Origin of the sequence: Hymenobacter cellulosivorans, assembly GCF_022919135.1 — a bacterium.
GTDB classification, from domain to species: domain Bacteria; phylum Bacteroidota; class Bacteroidia; order Cytophagales; family Hymenobacteraceae; genus Hymenobacter; species Hymenobacter cellulosivorans.
The window spans coordinates 2,488,512-2,503,783 of the sequence record NZ_CP095049.1 but is presented as its reverse complement, the minus strand read 5'-3'; the positions used below and the strand labels follow the sequence as shown (position 1 = coordinate 2,503,783).

The window sequence follows — 15,272 nt, the reverse complement described above, 5'->3', positions numbered from 1 at the left end:
TGGTGGTTGCTCATTGTCGGTTGTTAGCAGCAGGCATCAGCGCGAACTAACAACTGACAATGAATAACTGACAACTAAGCTACTGGCTCTTTGTGGTCGGTTTTGATACCGATGCAGTGGTAGGTGAAGCCAGCTTCGTGCAATTCCTTGGCGTCATAGATATTCCGGCCGTCGAAGATAGTCTTCTGCTTCATCAGGCGAGCTACCACGTCGAAGTTGGGCGAGCGGAAATCGGGCCACTCGGTTACGACCAACAGGGCGTCGGCATCAATTAGGGCTGCGAATTCATCCTTGGCGTAGGTGATACGGTCGCCAAGCGAGTGCTTGGCTTCTTCCATAGCTACCGGGTCGTAAGCCGATACGGTGCAACCAGCATCGAGCAGCTTCTCAATGATAACCAGCGAAGGCGCTTCACGCATGTCGTCGGTTTTGGGTTTGAACGAGAGGCCCCATACGGCCATTTTCTTGCCTTTCAGGTCGCCACCAAAGTGCTTGGACACTTTCTCGAACAGGACTTCCTTCTGAGCTTCGTTCACGCTTTCCACGGCCTGGAGCACCTGCATCTGGTAGCCGTTTTCGGCGGCCGTCTTGATGAGGGCTTTTACATCTTTGGGAAAGCAGGAACCACCGTATCCGATACCGGGATAGATGAACTTAGTACCGATACGGGCGTCGGAGCCGATACCTTTGCGCACCATGTTCACGTCAGCACCCATGATTTCGCAGAGGTTAGCAATGTCGTTCATAAACGAAATCTTGGTCGCCAGCATGGAGTTGGCTGCGTATTTCGTCATTTCCGCCGACGGGATATCCATGAAGATAATCGGGTGGCCGTTGAGCAGGAAAGGCTTGTAGAGCTTGCTCATTACTTCCTCGGCACGTTCCGAAGATACCCCTACCACGATACGGTCGGGCTTGAGGAAGTCGTCGATGGCAGCGCCCTCTTTGAGGAACTCGGGGTTGGAGGCCACGTCGAACTCAATGGCGGCACCGCGCTTAGCCAGGGCCTGCTCGATTTCAGCACGCACCTTGGCTGCCGTGCCCACCGGCACCGTGCTCTTGGTCACGATAACGCCGTAGCTGTTCATGTTTTCGCCGATGCCGCGGGCCACGGCCAGCACGTATTTCAAATCAGCCGAGCCGTCTTCACCGGGAGGCGTGCCCACGGCAATAAAAGCCACGTCGGCGTCTTTGATACCCTCAGCTAGGCTAGTGGAGAAGTGCAGACGGCCTTTTTCGACGTTGCGGCTCACCATTTCCTCCAGTCCGGGCTCATAGATGGGCAGGATACCCTTGTGCAGGTTATCAATTTTCTTCTGGTCGATATCGATGCAGGTGACATCAATTCCGACCTCGGCGAAGCACGTGCCGGTAACCAGCCCTACATAGCCGGTACCTACTACTGCGATTTTCATACGGGAAGAGTTTGAACTATATTCAATTTGGAGAGAGAACTTGGGAAAGACGCACTGGTCATGAGCTAGCTCAGCATTAGGGCTTTACTGCCGCCGAGTTTACTAAAAATACCGTAGCGTGAACGTCGTCGTAGAGAATTTCCGCCGGCCGGCCTTTCAGATACCCGGCCGGATCCGTGCCAAAGTGCTTGTCGTGTACTATCACGGCCGGGGCCGTCAAAGAATCCAGCAACGTGGGAGTTACGTCGAGACGCAAGCGGGTGGAAGGCCGGTGCATCGTAGTGAAGTCGAACTCTACATTACCGTCGGCCAGGAAACTGTCGACCATGTATACCGGAGGCTGAGTCAGGTTGAGACGAAAGCCCTGCTCGGTCAGCAAGGTGCCAATCCGGCGGTAGGAAAACGAGTGGTATTCGTTGATGTACAGCTTATGGTAGAAGTTCCAGGCACTGCGCACCGTCAGCGTAAACATCAGGAGCACCAACACGGGTCCGGTCAGCCGCCCAAAGGCTGAGTGTTCGGAGCTGAAGCTGGCCAGCACCGATTCCAGAGCCGTAGCCAGCAGATATGCCAGCGGCACGCCTAGGTACTGCCAGCACCGCTCGTAGGGCACTACCGATTGGGCCATCATAAAGAACATGGGCAGCACCAGCATGAGCAGGCTCAGGATCACCAGCGGCTGGGGTAGCGCCCGCGACACCCGGCGGCGACGCCAGAAAGCCACGCCGCCCAGGATCAGGGTCAGCAGCCAGAGCCAGCCCAGAGCCTTAAAAGTGAAAAACGCGTAGGCCAGGTCGCCCATGGCCGGCAGCATCTTCCGCAGCACCTCGGGCCGGGAAATCGGCACCACGTACTTGTTTTTGATAAGCGCCGCCAAGCCCGAAACGGTAATCAGCGGGGCATAGAAGAGCACCACACCAACCACTACCAATGAGCCCAGCACAATTAACTGGATCATCTTGGGCTGGCGGGTCAGCAAGGAATAAATGCCCAGCGTAATCATAATGCTGGCAAAACCATACACGTAGGTTGGAATGGCAGCCATGCCTACGATGGAGGCAAAGCCCAGCAGTAGCCAGCTCAGCTGCCGGTAGCGGCTTTGGGACTTGAGCAGCTCCGGCACCACGCAGAAGCTGACGGCCGTACACAGCAGAATTATAGTGTAGCCCCGCGCCATAAAGCTGTAAAGCAGTACCATATCGAGGCCGAAGAAGAAAATCAGCGCCGTTAGTACTACGGCGGGCCGGACCCAGCGCTGCAGCCCCACAAATAGCACCCAGTACAGCAGCATGCTGGCCAGGATTGTTGTGGCGCGCATCCCGAATACCACCGACCCTACGACCTTGAGTAGCGCCCCGGCCAGCACCGAAACCAGCACGTGGTTGTTAGGAAACGGGTAGAAAACCAGCGAAATAGCCGGACCTCGGGAGCTGAACGCTATATAGGTGTACAGTTCGTCGTAAATGAACGGAATGGAGTAAGCGCAGTAAAACAGCAAAAATGTGAGGGCGAAGAACAAGCCAAACAGCACCAACCGCTGCCCGAAAGTCCAGGGGCGCAGCACAGTGGTCAGGTAAGTACCAAGCAGCCTTACCTGCTGACCCACAGTGCGCAGGTAGGTTTCGATAAGGGGCCAGAAGCGCCACATAGCTGCTACGAGCAGGCTCAGGCCCAGCAGCAGTACCCCCACGCCCAGCTTGGCTTTGAGTACCAGGCTCTCGGTCAGCAGGCCGTTAAGCTTGTCGGCATACGTGGCCAACCCGCCCCGATGAATCAGCAGATCAAGTAGCGTGGCCCGGGACATGAGCATAAAGCCGATGCCCGCAGCCAAAGCCACGAGAAACAGAATGCCGATTAGGTACTTAAAAATTTTCATGTAGAAGTGAAGCCAACGAATACGCGCAAAAGGTGAGCGGCAGCCGAGAATCAGCGGCCGAGTAGTCCGTACTTGAGAATGCAGTAAATAGCGCGGAATCCGTCGCGCCAACCGATTTTCTTGCCCTCGGCGTAGGTGCGGCCGTAGTAGCTGATGCCCACCTCGTAGATGCGCACATCCTTGACGCGTGAGACCTTGGCCGTGACCTCGGGCTCGAAGCCAAAGCGGTTTTCCTGCAGCTGCAGGCCCTGGATGATGTCGCGGCGGAAGAGCTTGTAGCAGGTCTCCATGTCGGTCAGGTTCAAGTCAGTGCACATGTTGCTCAGGAAGGTGAGCATCTGGTTGCCCAGGCTGTGCCAGAAGAACAGGATGCGGTGCGGGTTGCCGCCCATGAAGCGCGAGCCGAAGACCACGTCGGCAAAGCCCTTGAGGATGGGCTTGATCAAGAGGTTGTACTCCTCCGGGTCGTACTCCAGGTCCGCGTCCTGAATGATGACGTAGTCGCCGGTGGCCTCGCGGATGCCCGTGTGCAGGGCTGCGCCCTTGCCCTGGTTGACGGCGTGCTGCAGCAGGCGCAGGCCCAGGTCGGGGTAGCGCGCGGCGTAGGCGGTGATGACCTCCGAGGAGTTGTCCGAGGAGCAGTCATTGACCAAAATGATTTCCTTGCGGATATTGTTGACCAGCGTCAGCTCCCGCAGCAAGTCCAGAATCTGGTGAATCGTGCGAGCTTCGTTGTAAACCGGGATGACGATGGAGAGCGTACGAAACTGAATACCGGAAACGGAAGGGGTCAACACTGGCGACATCAAAAAGGCAAGGGGAAAAGTAAAACGGCAACGGCTAGGCTAGATTTGGCCTACATCATGTGCCGCTTCCACCAGTGCTGAAACACGATAAGTGCCCAGATGCGGGCATGCACGTCGCCGGGGTTGCGCGAGAACAGTTGGGTTTTCAGGGCCCGGATACCGTCTACGCTGAAAATGCCCTGAGCCTCGATGAAGCCATCCGAAAGCAGATCATCCTCAATCAGGGGCCGCAGCTCATTGCGGAACCACTTGAGCAGCGGCACTTCGAAGCCGTGCTTGGGCCGCTTGTAGAGCTCCTCGGGCAGCATGGGCCGGAAGGCATCCTGCACAATCTTCTTCTTCATTTTCGCGTCGATTTTGCTTTCGACGGGAATGGAGAAGGCAAAGTTTACTACGTTGGGGTCTAGGAACGGCGGGCGCACCTCCAGGGAGTTGGCCATGCTCATCAGGTCTACTTTGGCCAGCATGTCGTAGGGCAATACCAAGTTCATGTCGGTGAGCAGCACCTCGTTCAGGTCGCCATCGGCATGTAGGTTTTGCAGAATGTCCTTGCGGCGCTTCTCGGCCAGCTTCTTGCCCACTTTGCGGCGCGAATCGGCGCTGAGCAGGTTACGGGCATCTTTTTCATTGACAAACGAAGCCCAGTCGAAATAGCGGTCCTTGGGGCCGCTGAGCATGCCTCGTGAAAAGCGCTGAAACTGCCGGACCCGGTTGCCAAAGAAGGAATTGCGCGACTTAGGCAGAATATCCCAGAGCAGATTCAGGCCCGTTACGGCTTCGGCCTTGAAGCCTCCCTGCCGCACCTGAAACTCGCCCATGTGCTTGTTGTAGCCGGCAAACATCTCGTCGGCGCCGTCGCCTGACAAAGCCACCGTGACTTTTTCGCGGGTGCGCTTGCTGAGAATGTAGACGGCCAGGGCCGAGGAATCCGCAAACGGCTCGTCGATATAGTCGAGCACGTCGAAGATGTGGTCGTAGAGGTCCTGGTTGGTGAGCGAGAAAACCGTGTGGTTGGTTTTGTAGCGCTCGGCTACCAGTTTGGCGTATTTAGTTTCGTCAAAGAAAGGCTCGTCGCGGTAGCCAATGCTGAACGTGTTCAGGTGCTGAGTATGGCGCGAAGCCAAAGCCACAATCACTGACGAGTCGATGCCGCCGCTCAGGAAAGCGCCCAGCGGCACGTCGGCTACCAGGCGGCGGGCCGTGGCGTCGTCGAGCAGCGTGACCAGCTTTTTCTGTTGTTCTTCGTAGCTGAGCTTGTTTTTGGCGACCTTCTTGGGGTCGTAAGGAATCTTGTAGTACCGCTTCTTGACCACCTTACCGCCTTTAATAAAGAGGTAGTGGCCGGGCAGCAATTTCTTGACGCCCTTGAAGATGGTAGCCGGACCGGGAATGTAATTGAGCTGCAAATAGTGGCTCAGAGCCACGTAATCGAGCTTGCGCGGCACACCCAAAGCCAGCAACGACTTCATTTCCGAGGCAAAAAACATCTTGTCCTCGTCGCGGTACACCAAGATGGGCTTCTCCCCCATTCGGTCGCGGGCGATGAACAGTGAGTCCTCTTCCTTGTCGTAGATGGCCAAGCCGAAAAAGCCGTTAAGCTTTTTCAAAAAGCCCCGTCCTTCCGAGATATAGAGGTTCAGAATAACCTCCGTATCAGTCTGAGAATGAAACTTGTGCCCCTTCTTGACGAGCTTCTGACGCAGCTCCTTGAAGTTGAAGATCTCCCCGTTGAAGACAATCGTGTAGCGCCCCGACTCGTCGGTCATCGGCTGGTTGCCGTCGGCCGTCAGATCGAGAATGGCCAGGCGGCGAAAGCCCAGACCACAACGGTCGTACACAAAATGCCCCTGAGAATCAGGTCCGCGGCTAACAATAGCGTCGGTTGAGGCATGCAACGCGGACAGCGAGCGGCGTCCTGCGTCGGTAAAAGCGAATACTCCGGTGATTCCACACATAATTGGCGGGCAAAAGTACGAACTCTGCGCACTTACTTTCTGAAAAACTTAGCAGCGCGCCCCCGCAACCAAAGCCGTGCCATGCTAGTAAACTCAGGTACTTTTCCACTCTTTAGCTATTCCCGACATATGGACCTTCAGCAGCAAATGAATTTACAACAGCAATTTGAAGCCGCTGTAGCGCGCGTAGACAACCTGCCGGGCGACAAAGCCGCCGCCCACATGACCGAGCTCTACGGACTCTACAAGCAGGCCACCGAAGGTGACCATGACACGAAAGGCGAAGTGGTCGGCGACGACTCACCCGACAACCCAAGTGGCTACGCCGGCATGTCACAAGCCCAATGGGACTCGTGGAGCAAGTTTAAAGGCGTGAGCGAGGACGATGCCAAGCGCCAATACGTAGAGAAAGTAAATGCGTTGGCCGGCCCGGTCGGTGAGCAGGCCACTATTATCACCGGCAACGGCCAGCCCAGCACCGCCACCATGGTGGGGGGTGCCGACGCCGCTTCGGGCCCCGAAGTGGAATCTGACGACAATTCTACTACTTCTCAACAGCCCAGCACTCAGCCCGGCGTGTCGCAGGGCGGCCTGCGCGGTGACATTACCGCCGGGGCACCCTACGGTGGTGAAGACAAGCTCAAAGGCGACCAGTCGTAACCACGAATTCTGTGGACGGCGCTGCCGTCTGCACAAGTAGGCTCATTCGAAATCAGAAATGCAAAGCCACCCAAAAAGGCCACCCGCTTGGGTGGCCTTTTTGGTTTTGATAATCGTCCGCATAATCTGACCAATCCGGAAAACCCGTCGAATCCGGGATTCAGGACTAAAAAATCTTGCCGGGGTTCAGAATACCGTGCGGGTCGAAGACTTTCTTGATGCCCCGCATGAGTTCCAGGTTGGTTTCCTGCAAGGCAATGCCAATGTAGCCTTTCTGCACCAGCCCAATACCGTGTTCCCCACTGATGGTGCCGCCCAGCTTTACACAGAGCTCAAAAATCTCGGTAATTGGCTGGCGCAGGCCCACGTTCCACTGCTCGTCAGTCAGTTCTCCGCGGATAATGTTGACGTGCAGATTACCGTCGCCGGCGTGACCGTAGCACACACTTTTGAACCCATAGCGGGCTCCGATTTCCTTTACACCTTTGAGCAGCGTGGGCAGCTCAGCCCGGGGCACGACGGTGTCTTCTTCCTTATATACTGAGTTGTAGCGCACTGAATTGCCGATGTTGCGCCGGATTTTCCAGAGTTCGTCTTTTTGCGTGGCATTATCGGCCAGCAGGATTTCGCCTACATCGTAGTGCTCCAGCACGCCATACACCTGCTCGGCTTCCTTATAGAGCTGGTCCATATCCTGGCCGTCGAGCTCGATGAGCAGGTGGGCCTTGATGTCTTCGGGCAGGGTGAGCGGAATTTTCAGGTAGTCCGACGACCAGGCAATGGCCTCACGCTCCATGAATTCCATGCCCGAAGGAATCACCCCAGCCCGGAACACCGCTGATACGGCCTCGGCTGCCTGCTCTTCCCGGCGGAAAGGCACCAGCATCAGGATATTGTGCTGCGGGTAAGGCAGCAGTCGGAACACGACCTTGGTAATAATGCCCAGCGTACCCTCCGAGCCGACCATCAACTGGGTGAGGTTGTAGCCGGTCGAGTTTTTCAGGGTGTTGGCCGCCGTCCAGATAACGTCGCCGGTGGGCAGCACCACTTCCAGGTTCAGGACGTAGTCGCGGGTGGTGCCGTATTTCACGGCTTTGGGGCCGCCGCTGCTGTGCGCCAGGTTGCCGCCGAGCGAGCAACTGCCCTTACTAGCCGGGTCGGGCGGATAAAACAGGCCAACTTCTTTTACCGCCACCTGAAAGGCCTCGTTTATCACGCCCGGCTCCACGGTAGCCTGCAGGTTGCGCTCGTCGATCTGGATGATGCGGTTGAGCCGCTCGGTGCTCAGTACTACGCCGTGGTGCACGGGCAAGGCTCCGCCGCTCAGGCCGGTTCCCGCGCCCCGCGCCGTAACGGGCACGTGGTGTTCGTGGCAGAGGCGGACAATTTTACTAATCTCATCGACGTTGCCGGGGCGAAGTACCACGTCCGGAGCAAAATGCAAATCTTCGGTATGGTCGCGGCCATAGTCGGCGTACACGTCGGCCTCTGCACGCTGGGCAGTAAGCACATACGCTTCGCCCACGATTTGCTCGAAGGCGGCTATGAGGTCGGGAGTCAGCGGTTGGAAATTCATATATAGACGGCAGAATGAACGATTCGCGTATCTTTGTCCCGATGCGGGAACACCTTACGAAGGTACAGTATTCACTCCAACAGCTACGCTGGTGGCCAGTGCTACTGATTAGTATCTTAGTCCTACTGGCCAGCTGCGGAGGCTCCCGCAAGCTCAACCAGCGCAACGGCCGCTATTATTCGGCCCGCGAAATGGCCCGGTTGAAAGCGGAAGAGCGCCGCCGCCGTGGCGCCCGGCCCGTGACGCGAGCCAAAACTAAAACCTCGGCTCCAACTGGCAAATCCAAAACGGTCGTGAAGCGGGCTAGTATTCCGGCTACCGTTTCCAAGGATTTAGCTACGGTTATTGAAGCGGCCCGCTCCTACGAAGGCACTCCTTACAAATACGGTGGCACCACCCGCTTGGGTATGGACTGCTCAGGGCTGCTGTGCGCGGCCTTTGCCGCCATCGACGTGCAGATTCCCCGGTCTTCCAACGAGCAAGCCGTGTGGGGAACCCCCGTAAAACCCCAGGACTTACGAGCCGGCGATTTAGTATTTTTCGGAGCTTCACCTGGCAGCAGCACGATTACGCACGTCGGCTTAGTTACGGAAGCCAGCCCGGAGAGCATTCAGTTCATCCACTCATCCAGCTCGTTAGGGGTAGTCGAGAACAGCCTGGAGAGTGACTACTATCTGAGCCGCTTTATCCGGGCGGTAAGACCCAGATTGTGAATTTCCCTCTTACCTTTGCAGTAGAAAACCCCTGGTACGGGCCTCGTTCACCAAAGACAAAGATTTGGTAACGAACCCGGCGAAAAACGTCCTTACTTTTGCACTTCTTTTCCCATTAAGCCTCCTCTTTTTTCACTCATTTACCCATTTATGAAACACTCACGTTTACGCCTCTTACTCTTGCTGGTGTTGACGCTGTTGTCAGCTCCGGCGGCGTGGAGTCAGGTAACTACTTCGGCTATGAACGGTGTTATCACCGACAAGTCCGGAGCTGGTTTGCCAGGCGCGACGGTTATTGCCGTGCACACCCCAACGAATACCCAGTACGTAGCACCCACGAACTCGGAAGGCCGTTTCAACATCGGTGGTATGCGTGTAGGTGGCCCCTACTCGGTTCGCGTAACCTTCATCGGCTACCAAGAGACAGCTCGTGACGGTATCTTCCTGACCCTGGGCCAGAATCTGCGCCTGGATATCAACCTGAGCGAGGCAACAACTGAACTGGCCGACGTAGTAGTACGTGGTCAGCGTGACAACATCATCAACGCTGACCGTACCGGTTCGGTTACGTCGGTGCAGCGCGAGCAGATTGAGCGTTTGCCTTCGATCAGCCGGAGCCTGAACGACTTCACGCGTTTGACGCCTCAGGCCAACGGTGCCGCTGTAGGTGGTGGTAACAACCGTCAGAACAACTTCACCGTCGACGGTTCCGACTTCAACAACAACTTCGGTATCGGTGGCAACCTGCCCGCCGGCGGCTCTCCCATCTCTCTGGACGCCGTTGAACAGCTCACCGTAAGTGTAACGCCTTACGACGTGCGTCAGTCGGGCTTCACGGGTGGTGCAATCAACGCCGTAACCCGCTCCGGTACCAACAACTTCTCTGGCTCGCTGTATACCTACTTCCGCAACCAGGACTTTACTGGTACCCGGGTAGGCAACGAGTCGTTTGACATTCAGAAATCTCAGTTCAACCAGTACGGTTTCCGTCTGGGTGGCCCGGTTATCAAAGACAAGGTTTTCTTCTTTGTTAACGCTGAAATCGAAAAGAGCACTACTCCCTTCTCCCAGCGCGTAGCTGCTACGCCGGAGGCTCGCTATGGCAGCAACCCCAACATCACCCGTCCGTTGGCTAGCGAGCTGAATGGCATCAGAGAGTATCTGCGTAACCGCTATGGCTACGAAACTGGCGAATATCAGGGCTACGACACTGAGCGGACCCGTAACAAGATTCTGGCCCGCATCGACTGGAACATCAGCCAGAACCACCGCTTCAACGTGCGCTACAGCCAGACGGAAGGCAAAGAAGTTAACCCAACCAGTAACTCGGCGGCTCCTTCTTTCCCCACCGGCATCAGCCGTGGCAACACCACTGCGCTGGGCTTCCAGAACTCCAACTACTACCAGGAGGCCAACTTCTACTCGTTCGCCGCTGAATTGAACTCGACTTTCGGCAGCACGATGTCGAACACGCTGCGTGGTACCTTCACCAAGCAGAACGACCCACGTAGCTCCGACAGCCAGATTTTCCCTTTCGTTGACATTCTGAAGTCAGACGGCGGTAACTCGGCGGCTACTCCTTTCACGTACTTTGGTTACGAGCCCTTCACGTACGGCAACCTGCGCGACGTAGAAATCTACTCCTTCCGGGATGATTTCACCTGGATTCTGGCCAACCACAACCTGACCTTCGGTGCGCAGGTTGACCTGAGCACTACCCGTAACGGTTTCCAGCGTCAGGGCACCAGCTACTACCGCTTCAACTCGTACGACGACTTCCTGAAGGCGTCGAACCCTGATCCGGCTATTGCTAAAACGGGCGTGCCGACGGCATTCTCGCTGACGTACTCGCTGTCGCCTAACTTTGAGCAGGCTTTCCCTACTTTCAAGTTCGGCCAGTACTCCTTCTATGCGCAGGACGAATATGTGGTTAACCCCCGCTTCCGCGTAACCGGTGGCCTGCGTCTCGACTACATCACCTTCCCCGAGCCCCTGCAGCAGCACAAGCTGATCGAGCCCCTGGTGTTCGCTGGTGGTGAGAAAATCGACGTTTCGCGTCTGCCCGAGTCGAAAATCCTGTGGTCGCCCCGTCTGGGCTTCAACTGGGACGTAGAAGGCAACGGTACGGTTCAGCTGCGTGGTGGTTCGGGTATCTTCACCGGCCGTATCCCCTACGTATGGATTGTTAGCCAGGCCGGCGACGCTGGTTTGCTGCAAATCACCGACTCCTACGAAGGCAATGCCATTAACACGGTTCCTGGCGGTTACCGCGGTTTCAGCCCCGACCCAGCCTTCTACCGTCCTGCTACTCCCCCTGCTGGCGGTACTGCCATCCCCACCACGACTACCTCGCTGGACCCGAACTTCAAGTTCCCCCAGACCTGGAAGAGCAGCTTGGCTGTTGACGTGAAACTGCCCTTCGGCATCGTGGGTTCGTTGGAAGGTATTTACAACAAAGACCTGAACAGCGCTTTGTTCCGTAACCCCAACCTGATTACGCCCCAGGCCCTGAACATCCCCGGCTACCCCGACAACCGTTTGGTGTACCCCGTTAACGTACAGGACCGTTACTACAACCCGATCCTGCGCGGTCAGCCCGTAGCACCTGGTACTGCCGGTGCTGGTACCTACGACGCCATTGTACTGGGCAACGCCAGCAAAGGCTACTACTGGTCGGCTACGGCCAAGCTGGAGAAGCAGTTCGCCAGCGGCCTGTATGCTTCGGTTGCTTACGTACGCAGCGATGCTCGCAACCTGTTCGACGGTGGTGGTGACCAGCCCCGCGGTTCGTGGCAGAACAACCCGACCGTAAACGGCTCGAACTTCCCTGAGCTGAGCTACGCCAGCTATGTAGTTCCGGACCGCGTTATTGCTTCGGTATCGTACCGTAAAGAATACCTGAACCACCTGGGTACTACCCTGTCGCTGTTCTATGAAGGCTCGCAGGCTGGTCGTTTCTCGTATACCTACAGCACTGACGTCAACCGTGACGGTGCTTTCGCCGATCTGATCTACATTCCGAAGGATGCTTCTGAAATCACCTTCGTAAACAATACCGTGGGTAACACTACCTTCACTCCGGCTGAGCAGAGCGAAGCTTTCTTCAAGTACATCGAGCAAGACAAGTACCTGAGCAAGCACCGCGGTGAGTATGCTGAGCGCAACGGTGCTTTGTTGCCCTGGCGCAGCCAGTTTGACGTGAAACTGTTGCAAGACATCTTCACCAACATTGGCGACAAGCGTAACACGCTGCAGCTGAGTGTTGACGTATTCAACCTGGGTAACCTGTTGAACAAGGACTGGGGTGCTACCCAGACCATCAACACTAGCTCTATTCTGCAAGTTTCCAATGCAAACAGCGTGGTAGCTAATGGTACTACCCGTCCTACCTTCCGCCTCAACCTGGACCGCAATGGTCTGCCCGTTGAAACGTTCCGTAACACGCTGGGTGTAACTTCAACCTACTACCTGCAGCTGGGCCTGCGCTATATCTTCAACTAAGCTGGTTTTAGCCTAGTCCCCGAAAGCGGGTGGAACAATGTTCCACCCGCTTTTTTTCGGCCTAATTATCAAGCTGATGCATATTTTATCAGTTTTTTTATTTCCCAACGCTTGCACATTGTCAATCTGCGCCTACCTTTGCATCACAATTCCACGGTAGATGACTGCGGAATAAACCACACGGGGGATTAGCTCAGCTGGCTAGAGCGCTTGCATGGCATGCAAGAGGTCATCGGTTCGACTCCGATATTCTCCACCAAAAGCCCAACCCAACGGTTGGGCTTTTTTGTTACCCATTGTTTGGTTTGCTTTTTAACGAGCACAAAAAAAGCCCCGCTGGTGCGGGGCTTTTTTTGTGCTCGTTAACGTGGCTTACACGAACAGACCGTCAACCGACAGGTAGCGCTCGCCCGTGTCGTAGCAGAACGTCAGAACGCGGCTGCCTTGGGGCATTTCGGGCAGTTTCTTGGCCACGGCCGCTAAGGAAGCCCCCGACGATACGCCAATGAAAATGCCTTCTTCACGGGCAGCCCGGCGGGCCATATCAAATGCTTCCTGCTGGCTGACCAGAATAGTGCCGTCCAGTACTTCGGTGTGTAGGTTGGCGGGGATAAAGCCGGCGCCGATACCCTGAATCGGGTGCGGGCCCGGCGCGCCGCCGCTAATGACCGGCGACAATTCAGGCTCGACGGCGAAAGTCTTCATATTCGGAAACTCGGGCTTGAGCACTTCGGTCACAGCCGTAATGTGGCCGCCGGTGCCCACACCGGTGATGTGGTAGTCGAAGCCTTCGGGCGCGTCGCGCAGAATCTCCTGGGCCGTCGTTTCGGCATGCACCTTAATGTTGGCTGGGTTTTCAAACTGCATTGGCATCCAGGCCCCGGGGGTGTCGCGCACAAGTTCGTGGGCTTTCTCGATAGCGCCCTTCATGCCCTTCTCGCGAGGCGTGAGTTCTAGGTTGGCTCCATAGGCAGCCATCAGCCGGCGCCGCTCAATCGACATCGACTCGGGCATTACCAACGTCAGCTTATAGCCTTTCACAGCCGCCACCATAGCCAGGCCTACGCCCGTGTTGCCGGAGGTGGGTTCTACAATCAGGCTGTCGGGGGTGAGCAGGCCATCTTTTTCGGCTTGCTCAATCATGGACAACGCAATTCGGTCTTTGATGCTGCCTCCAGGGTTGGCCCGCTCCAACTTTACCCACACTTCCACGTCGGGACGGTCGGCAAACAGGCGGTTCAGGCGAAGCAAAGGGGTATTGCCAATGGTGTCAAGGATGGTGTTGGCTTTCATGGGAAAGTAGATGGTAAAAGGTAGGAAGTAGGTTTTTGGTGAAGTCGGAGCCCAAAACCAGCAGGGTACCGGCTGAGGCAAGGTAAATCAAATGGAGAAGGTGATATCAGCCGAGGGGTCTTCGGAGCGGGTCACGTGAATCTGGGCCCGGTGGTAGACCCGGGAGTGGGACGGCACGCTCTCGGTCAGCCACACGTTGCCGCCGATGATACTATGGCTGCCTACTACCGTACTGCCGCCCAGAATGGTAGCTCCGGCATATACCACGGTGTGGTCTTCGATAGTCGGGTGGCGCTTGATGTTGGCCAAGTGCTTGGCCACGCTCAGCGCCCCGAGGGTTACACCCTGAAAAATCTTGACATGCGCCCCTATGACGGCCGTTTCGCCGATAACGATGCCCGTGCCATGGTCGATACAAAACGACGGACCGATACGGGCTCCGGGGTGAATGTCGACGCCGGTGCGGGTGTGGGCATATTCGCTCAGCAGCCGGGGCACGCGGGGTACCTGCAACTGGTACAAGGCATGAGCAAAGCGGTGCAGGGCAATGGCATAAAACCCCGGGTAGGTACTGATAACCTCTTCGCTACCCTTAGCGGCCGGGTCGGCGGCCACAATAGCGGCGGCATCGCGCAGGAGCAGTTCGCGCAGCTGGGGCAGGCCCTGCATGCAGGTTTGGGCAATTTGCTCGGCCTCGGCAGCGCTTAGTACTGACCGCAGCAGGTCGGCCAGGTCGGTTTGAAGCTGATAGAGCACGGCCTCAATGGCGTCGGTGCTGCCAAGGGGCCGGGCGGCCCGCTCGGGAAACAAAACCTGCAGCAGCTGGTCGGCGAGCAGGCACAAGGCCGGGCCGGGCAAAGGAGCAGTAGCCTGCCGGTGGGCAGCGGCCAGGGACTGAATGAAAGCAGCGTGCATGGGTAAGGCAAAAAGCGGGGCGGCTCAGACCATAGTGAGCGGCTTAAGATGGCAATATAGTGGCCATAACGTATGCTGCAACCAGGCACCGGCCCGAAGGTTTAGAACACAACCGCTCCCGCGCCCCTTGCGTTAGGCTAGGGACCTGCACTTATCCAACCATTCACCTTACCCCCTCCCCTATCATGGCTGATACCTCCATCACCAAAATCGACTCAAGATTCTCGCCCAAGGGCAAAGACGGCGAAAAATACCTGGCTTCCGGTATCCACGTAGCCATGCGGCTCTGGGAAAACGAAGAACCCAGCGACGCTAAAGAAGCCGTAACCCGTCCTTATGAAACAGTAGGCTACGTTATCAGCGGCAAAGCTGAGCTCCACATTGAGGGCCAGATGGTGCTGCTGGAGGCTGGCAACTCGTGGGTTGTGCCCAAAGAATCGTCGCACGCCTACAAAATCCTGGAAACCTTTACGGCCGTGGAAGCCACTACGCCACCGGCCCAGGTACACGGGCGGGAAGACGCTTAGAGAGCATCTTTCTCGATATGAGAAACGCTGGACTT

11 protein-coding genes and 1 tRNA gene are annotated in these 15,272 nt (G+C 56.7%); 5 read left to right on the top strand and 7 right to left on the bottom strand.

Annotated features, from left to right (window positions below; genetic code table 11):
* Nucleotides 1-74: 74 nt before the first annotated feature.
* The 4 genes from MUN80_RS10475 to asnB all read right to left on the bottom strand — a co-directional run bounded on the left by MUN80_RS10475 (nucleotide 75) and on the right by asnB (nucleotide 6,052).
* The gene (locus MUN80_RS10475; RefSeq protein ID WP_244723368.1) at nucleotides 75-1,415 is read right to left on the bottom strand and encodes a UDP-glucose dehydrogenase family protein; all 1,341 of its coding nucleotides are present in this window, start codon (nucleotides 1,413-1,415) and stop codon (nucleotides 75-77) included.
* Between the two features lie 76 nt (nucleotides 1,416-1,491).
* Nucleotides 1,492-3,291 (bottom strand): glycosyltransferase family protein, encoded by a 1,800-nt coding sequence (locus tag MUN80_RS10470; protein WP_244723365.1) that lies wholly within the window; start codon nucleotides 3,289-3,291, stop codon nucleotides 1,492-1,494.
* A gap of 50 nt (nucleotides 3,292-3,341) precedes the next feature.
* Nucleotides 3,342-4,097: a glycosyltransferase family 2 protein gene (locus tag MUN80_RS10465; protein ID WP_244723362.1), complete on the bottom strand. Its 756-nt coding sequence runs from the start codon at nucleotides 4,095-4,097 to the stop codon at nucleotides 3,342-3,344.
* A gap of 50 nt (nucleotides 4,098-4,147) precedes the next feature.
* Nucleotides 4,148-6,052 carry an asparagine synthase (glutamine-hydrolyzing) gene (gene asnB / locus MUN80_RS10460; RefSeq protein ID WP_244723359.1) on the bottom strand — a complete coding sequence of 635 codons (1,905 nt, stop codon included), beginning with the start codon at nucleotides 6,050-6,052 and terminating at the stop codon, nucleotides 4,148-4,150.
* Nucleotides 6,053-6,199: 147 nt separating this feature from the next.
* Here asnB and MUN80_RS10455 point away from each other — a divergent pair, with 147 nt between their 5' ends.
* Nucleotides 6,200-6,712: an acyl-CoA-binding protein gene (locus MUN80_RS10455; protein WP_244723356.1), complete on the top strand. Its 513-nt coding sequence runs from the start codon at nucleotides 6,200-6,202 to the stop codon at nucleotides 6,710-6,712.
* A gap of 166 nt (nucleotides 6,713-6,878) precedes the next feature.
* On the opposite strand, the gene MUN80_RS10450 is transcribed toward MUN80_RS10455, so the two are convergent.
* Nucleotides 6,879-8,288 (bottom strand): FAD-binding oxidoreductase, encoded by a 1,410-nt coding sequence (locus MUN80_RS10450; protein WP_244723354.1) that lies wholly within the window; start codon nucleotides 8,286-8,288, stop codon nucleotides 6,879-6,881.
* Nucleotides 8,289-8,302: 14 nt separating this feature from the next.
* Between MUN80_RS10450 and MUN80_RS10445 the strand changes: the two genes are divergently transcribed.
* The 3 genes from MUN80_RS10445 to MUN80_RS10435 all read left to right on the top strand — a co-directional run bounded on the left by MUN80_RS10445 (nucleotide 8,303) and on the right by MUN80_RS10435 (nucleotide 12,761).
* Nucleotides 8,303-9,001: a C40 family peptidase gene (locus MUN80_RS10445; protein ID WP_244723351.1), complete on the top strand. Its 699-nt coding sequence runs from the start codon at nucleotides 8,303-8,305 to the stop codon at nucleotides 8,999-9,001.
* 150 nt (nucleotides 9,002-9,151) lie between these two features.
* Complete coding sequence (locus MUN80_RS10440) at nucleotides 9,152-12,502, top strand: TonB-dependent receptor (RefSeq protein WP_244723348.1); 3,351 nt, start codon at nucleotides 9,152-9,154, stop codon at nucleotides 12,500-12,502.
* A gap of 182 nt (nucleotides 12,503-12,684) precedes the next feature.
* Nucleotides 12,685-12,761 (top strand) — tRNA-Ala (locus tag MUN80_RS10435).
* Nucleotides 12,762-12,874: 113 nt separating this feature from the next.
* On the opposite strand, the gene cysK is transcribed toward MUN80_RS10435, so the two are convergent.
* Nucleotides 12,875-13,795 carry a cysteine synthase A gene (cysK, locus tag MUN80_RS10430; RefSeq protein ID WP_244723345.1) on the bottom strand — a complete coding sequence of 307 codons (921 nt, stop codon included), beginning with the start codon at nucleotides 13,793-13,795 and terminating at the stop codon, nucleotides 12,875-12,877.
* 87 nt (nucleotides 13,796-13,882) lie between these two features.
* Nucleotides 13,883-14,710 carry a serine O-acetyltransferase gene (locus MUN80_RS10425; RefSeq protein WP_244723342.1) on the bottom strand — a complete coding sequence of 276 codons (828 nt, stop codon included), beginning with the start codon at nucleotides 14,708-14,710 and terminating at the stop codon, nucleotides 13,883-13,885.
* Between the two features lie 185 nt (nucleotides 14,711-14,895).
* On the opposite strand from MUN80_RS10425, the gene MUN80_RS10420 reads away from it, so the two are divergent.
* Nucleotides 14,896-15,237: a cupin domain-containing protein gene (locus MUN80_RS10420; RefSeq protein ID WP_244723339.1), complete on the top strand. Its 342-nt coding sequence runs from the start codon at nucleotides 14,896-14,898 to the stop codon at nucleotides 15,235-15,237.
* The last annotated feature ends 35 nt before the right edge of the window (nucleotides 15,238-15,272 follow it).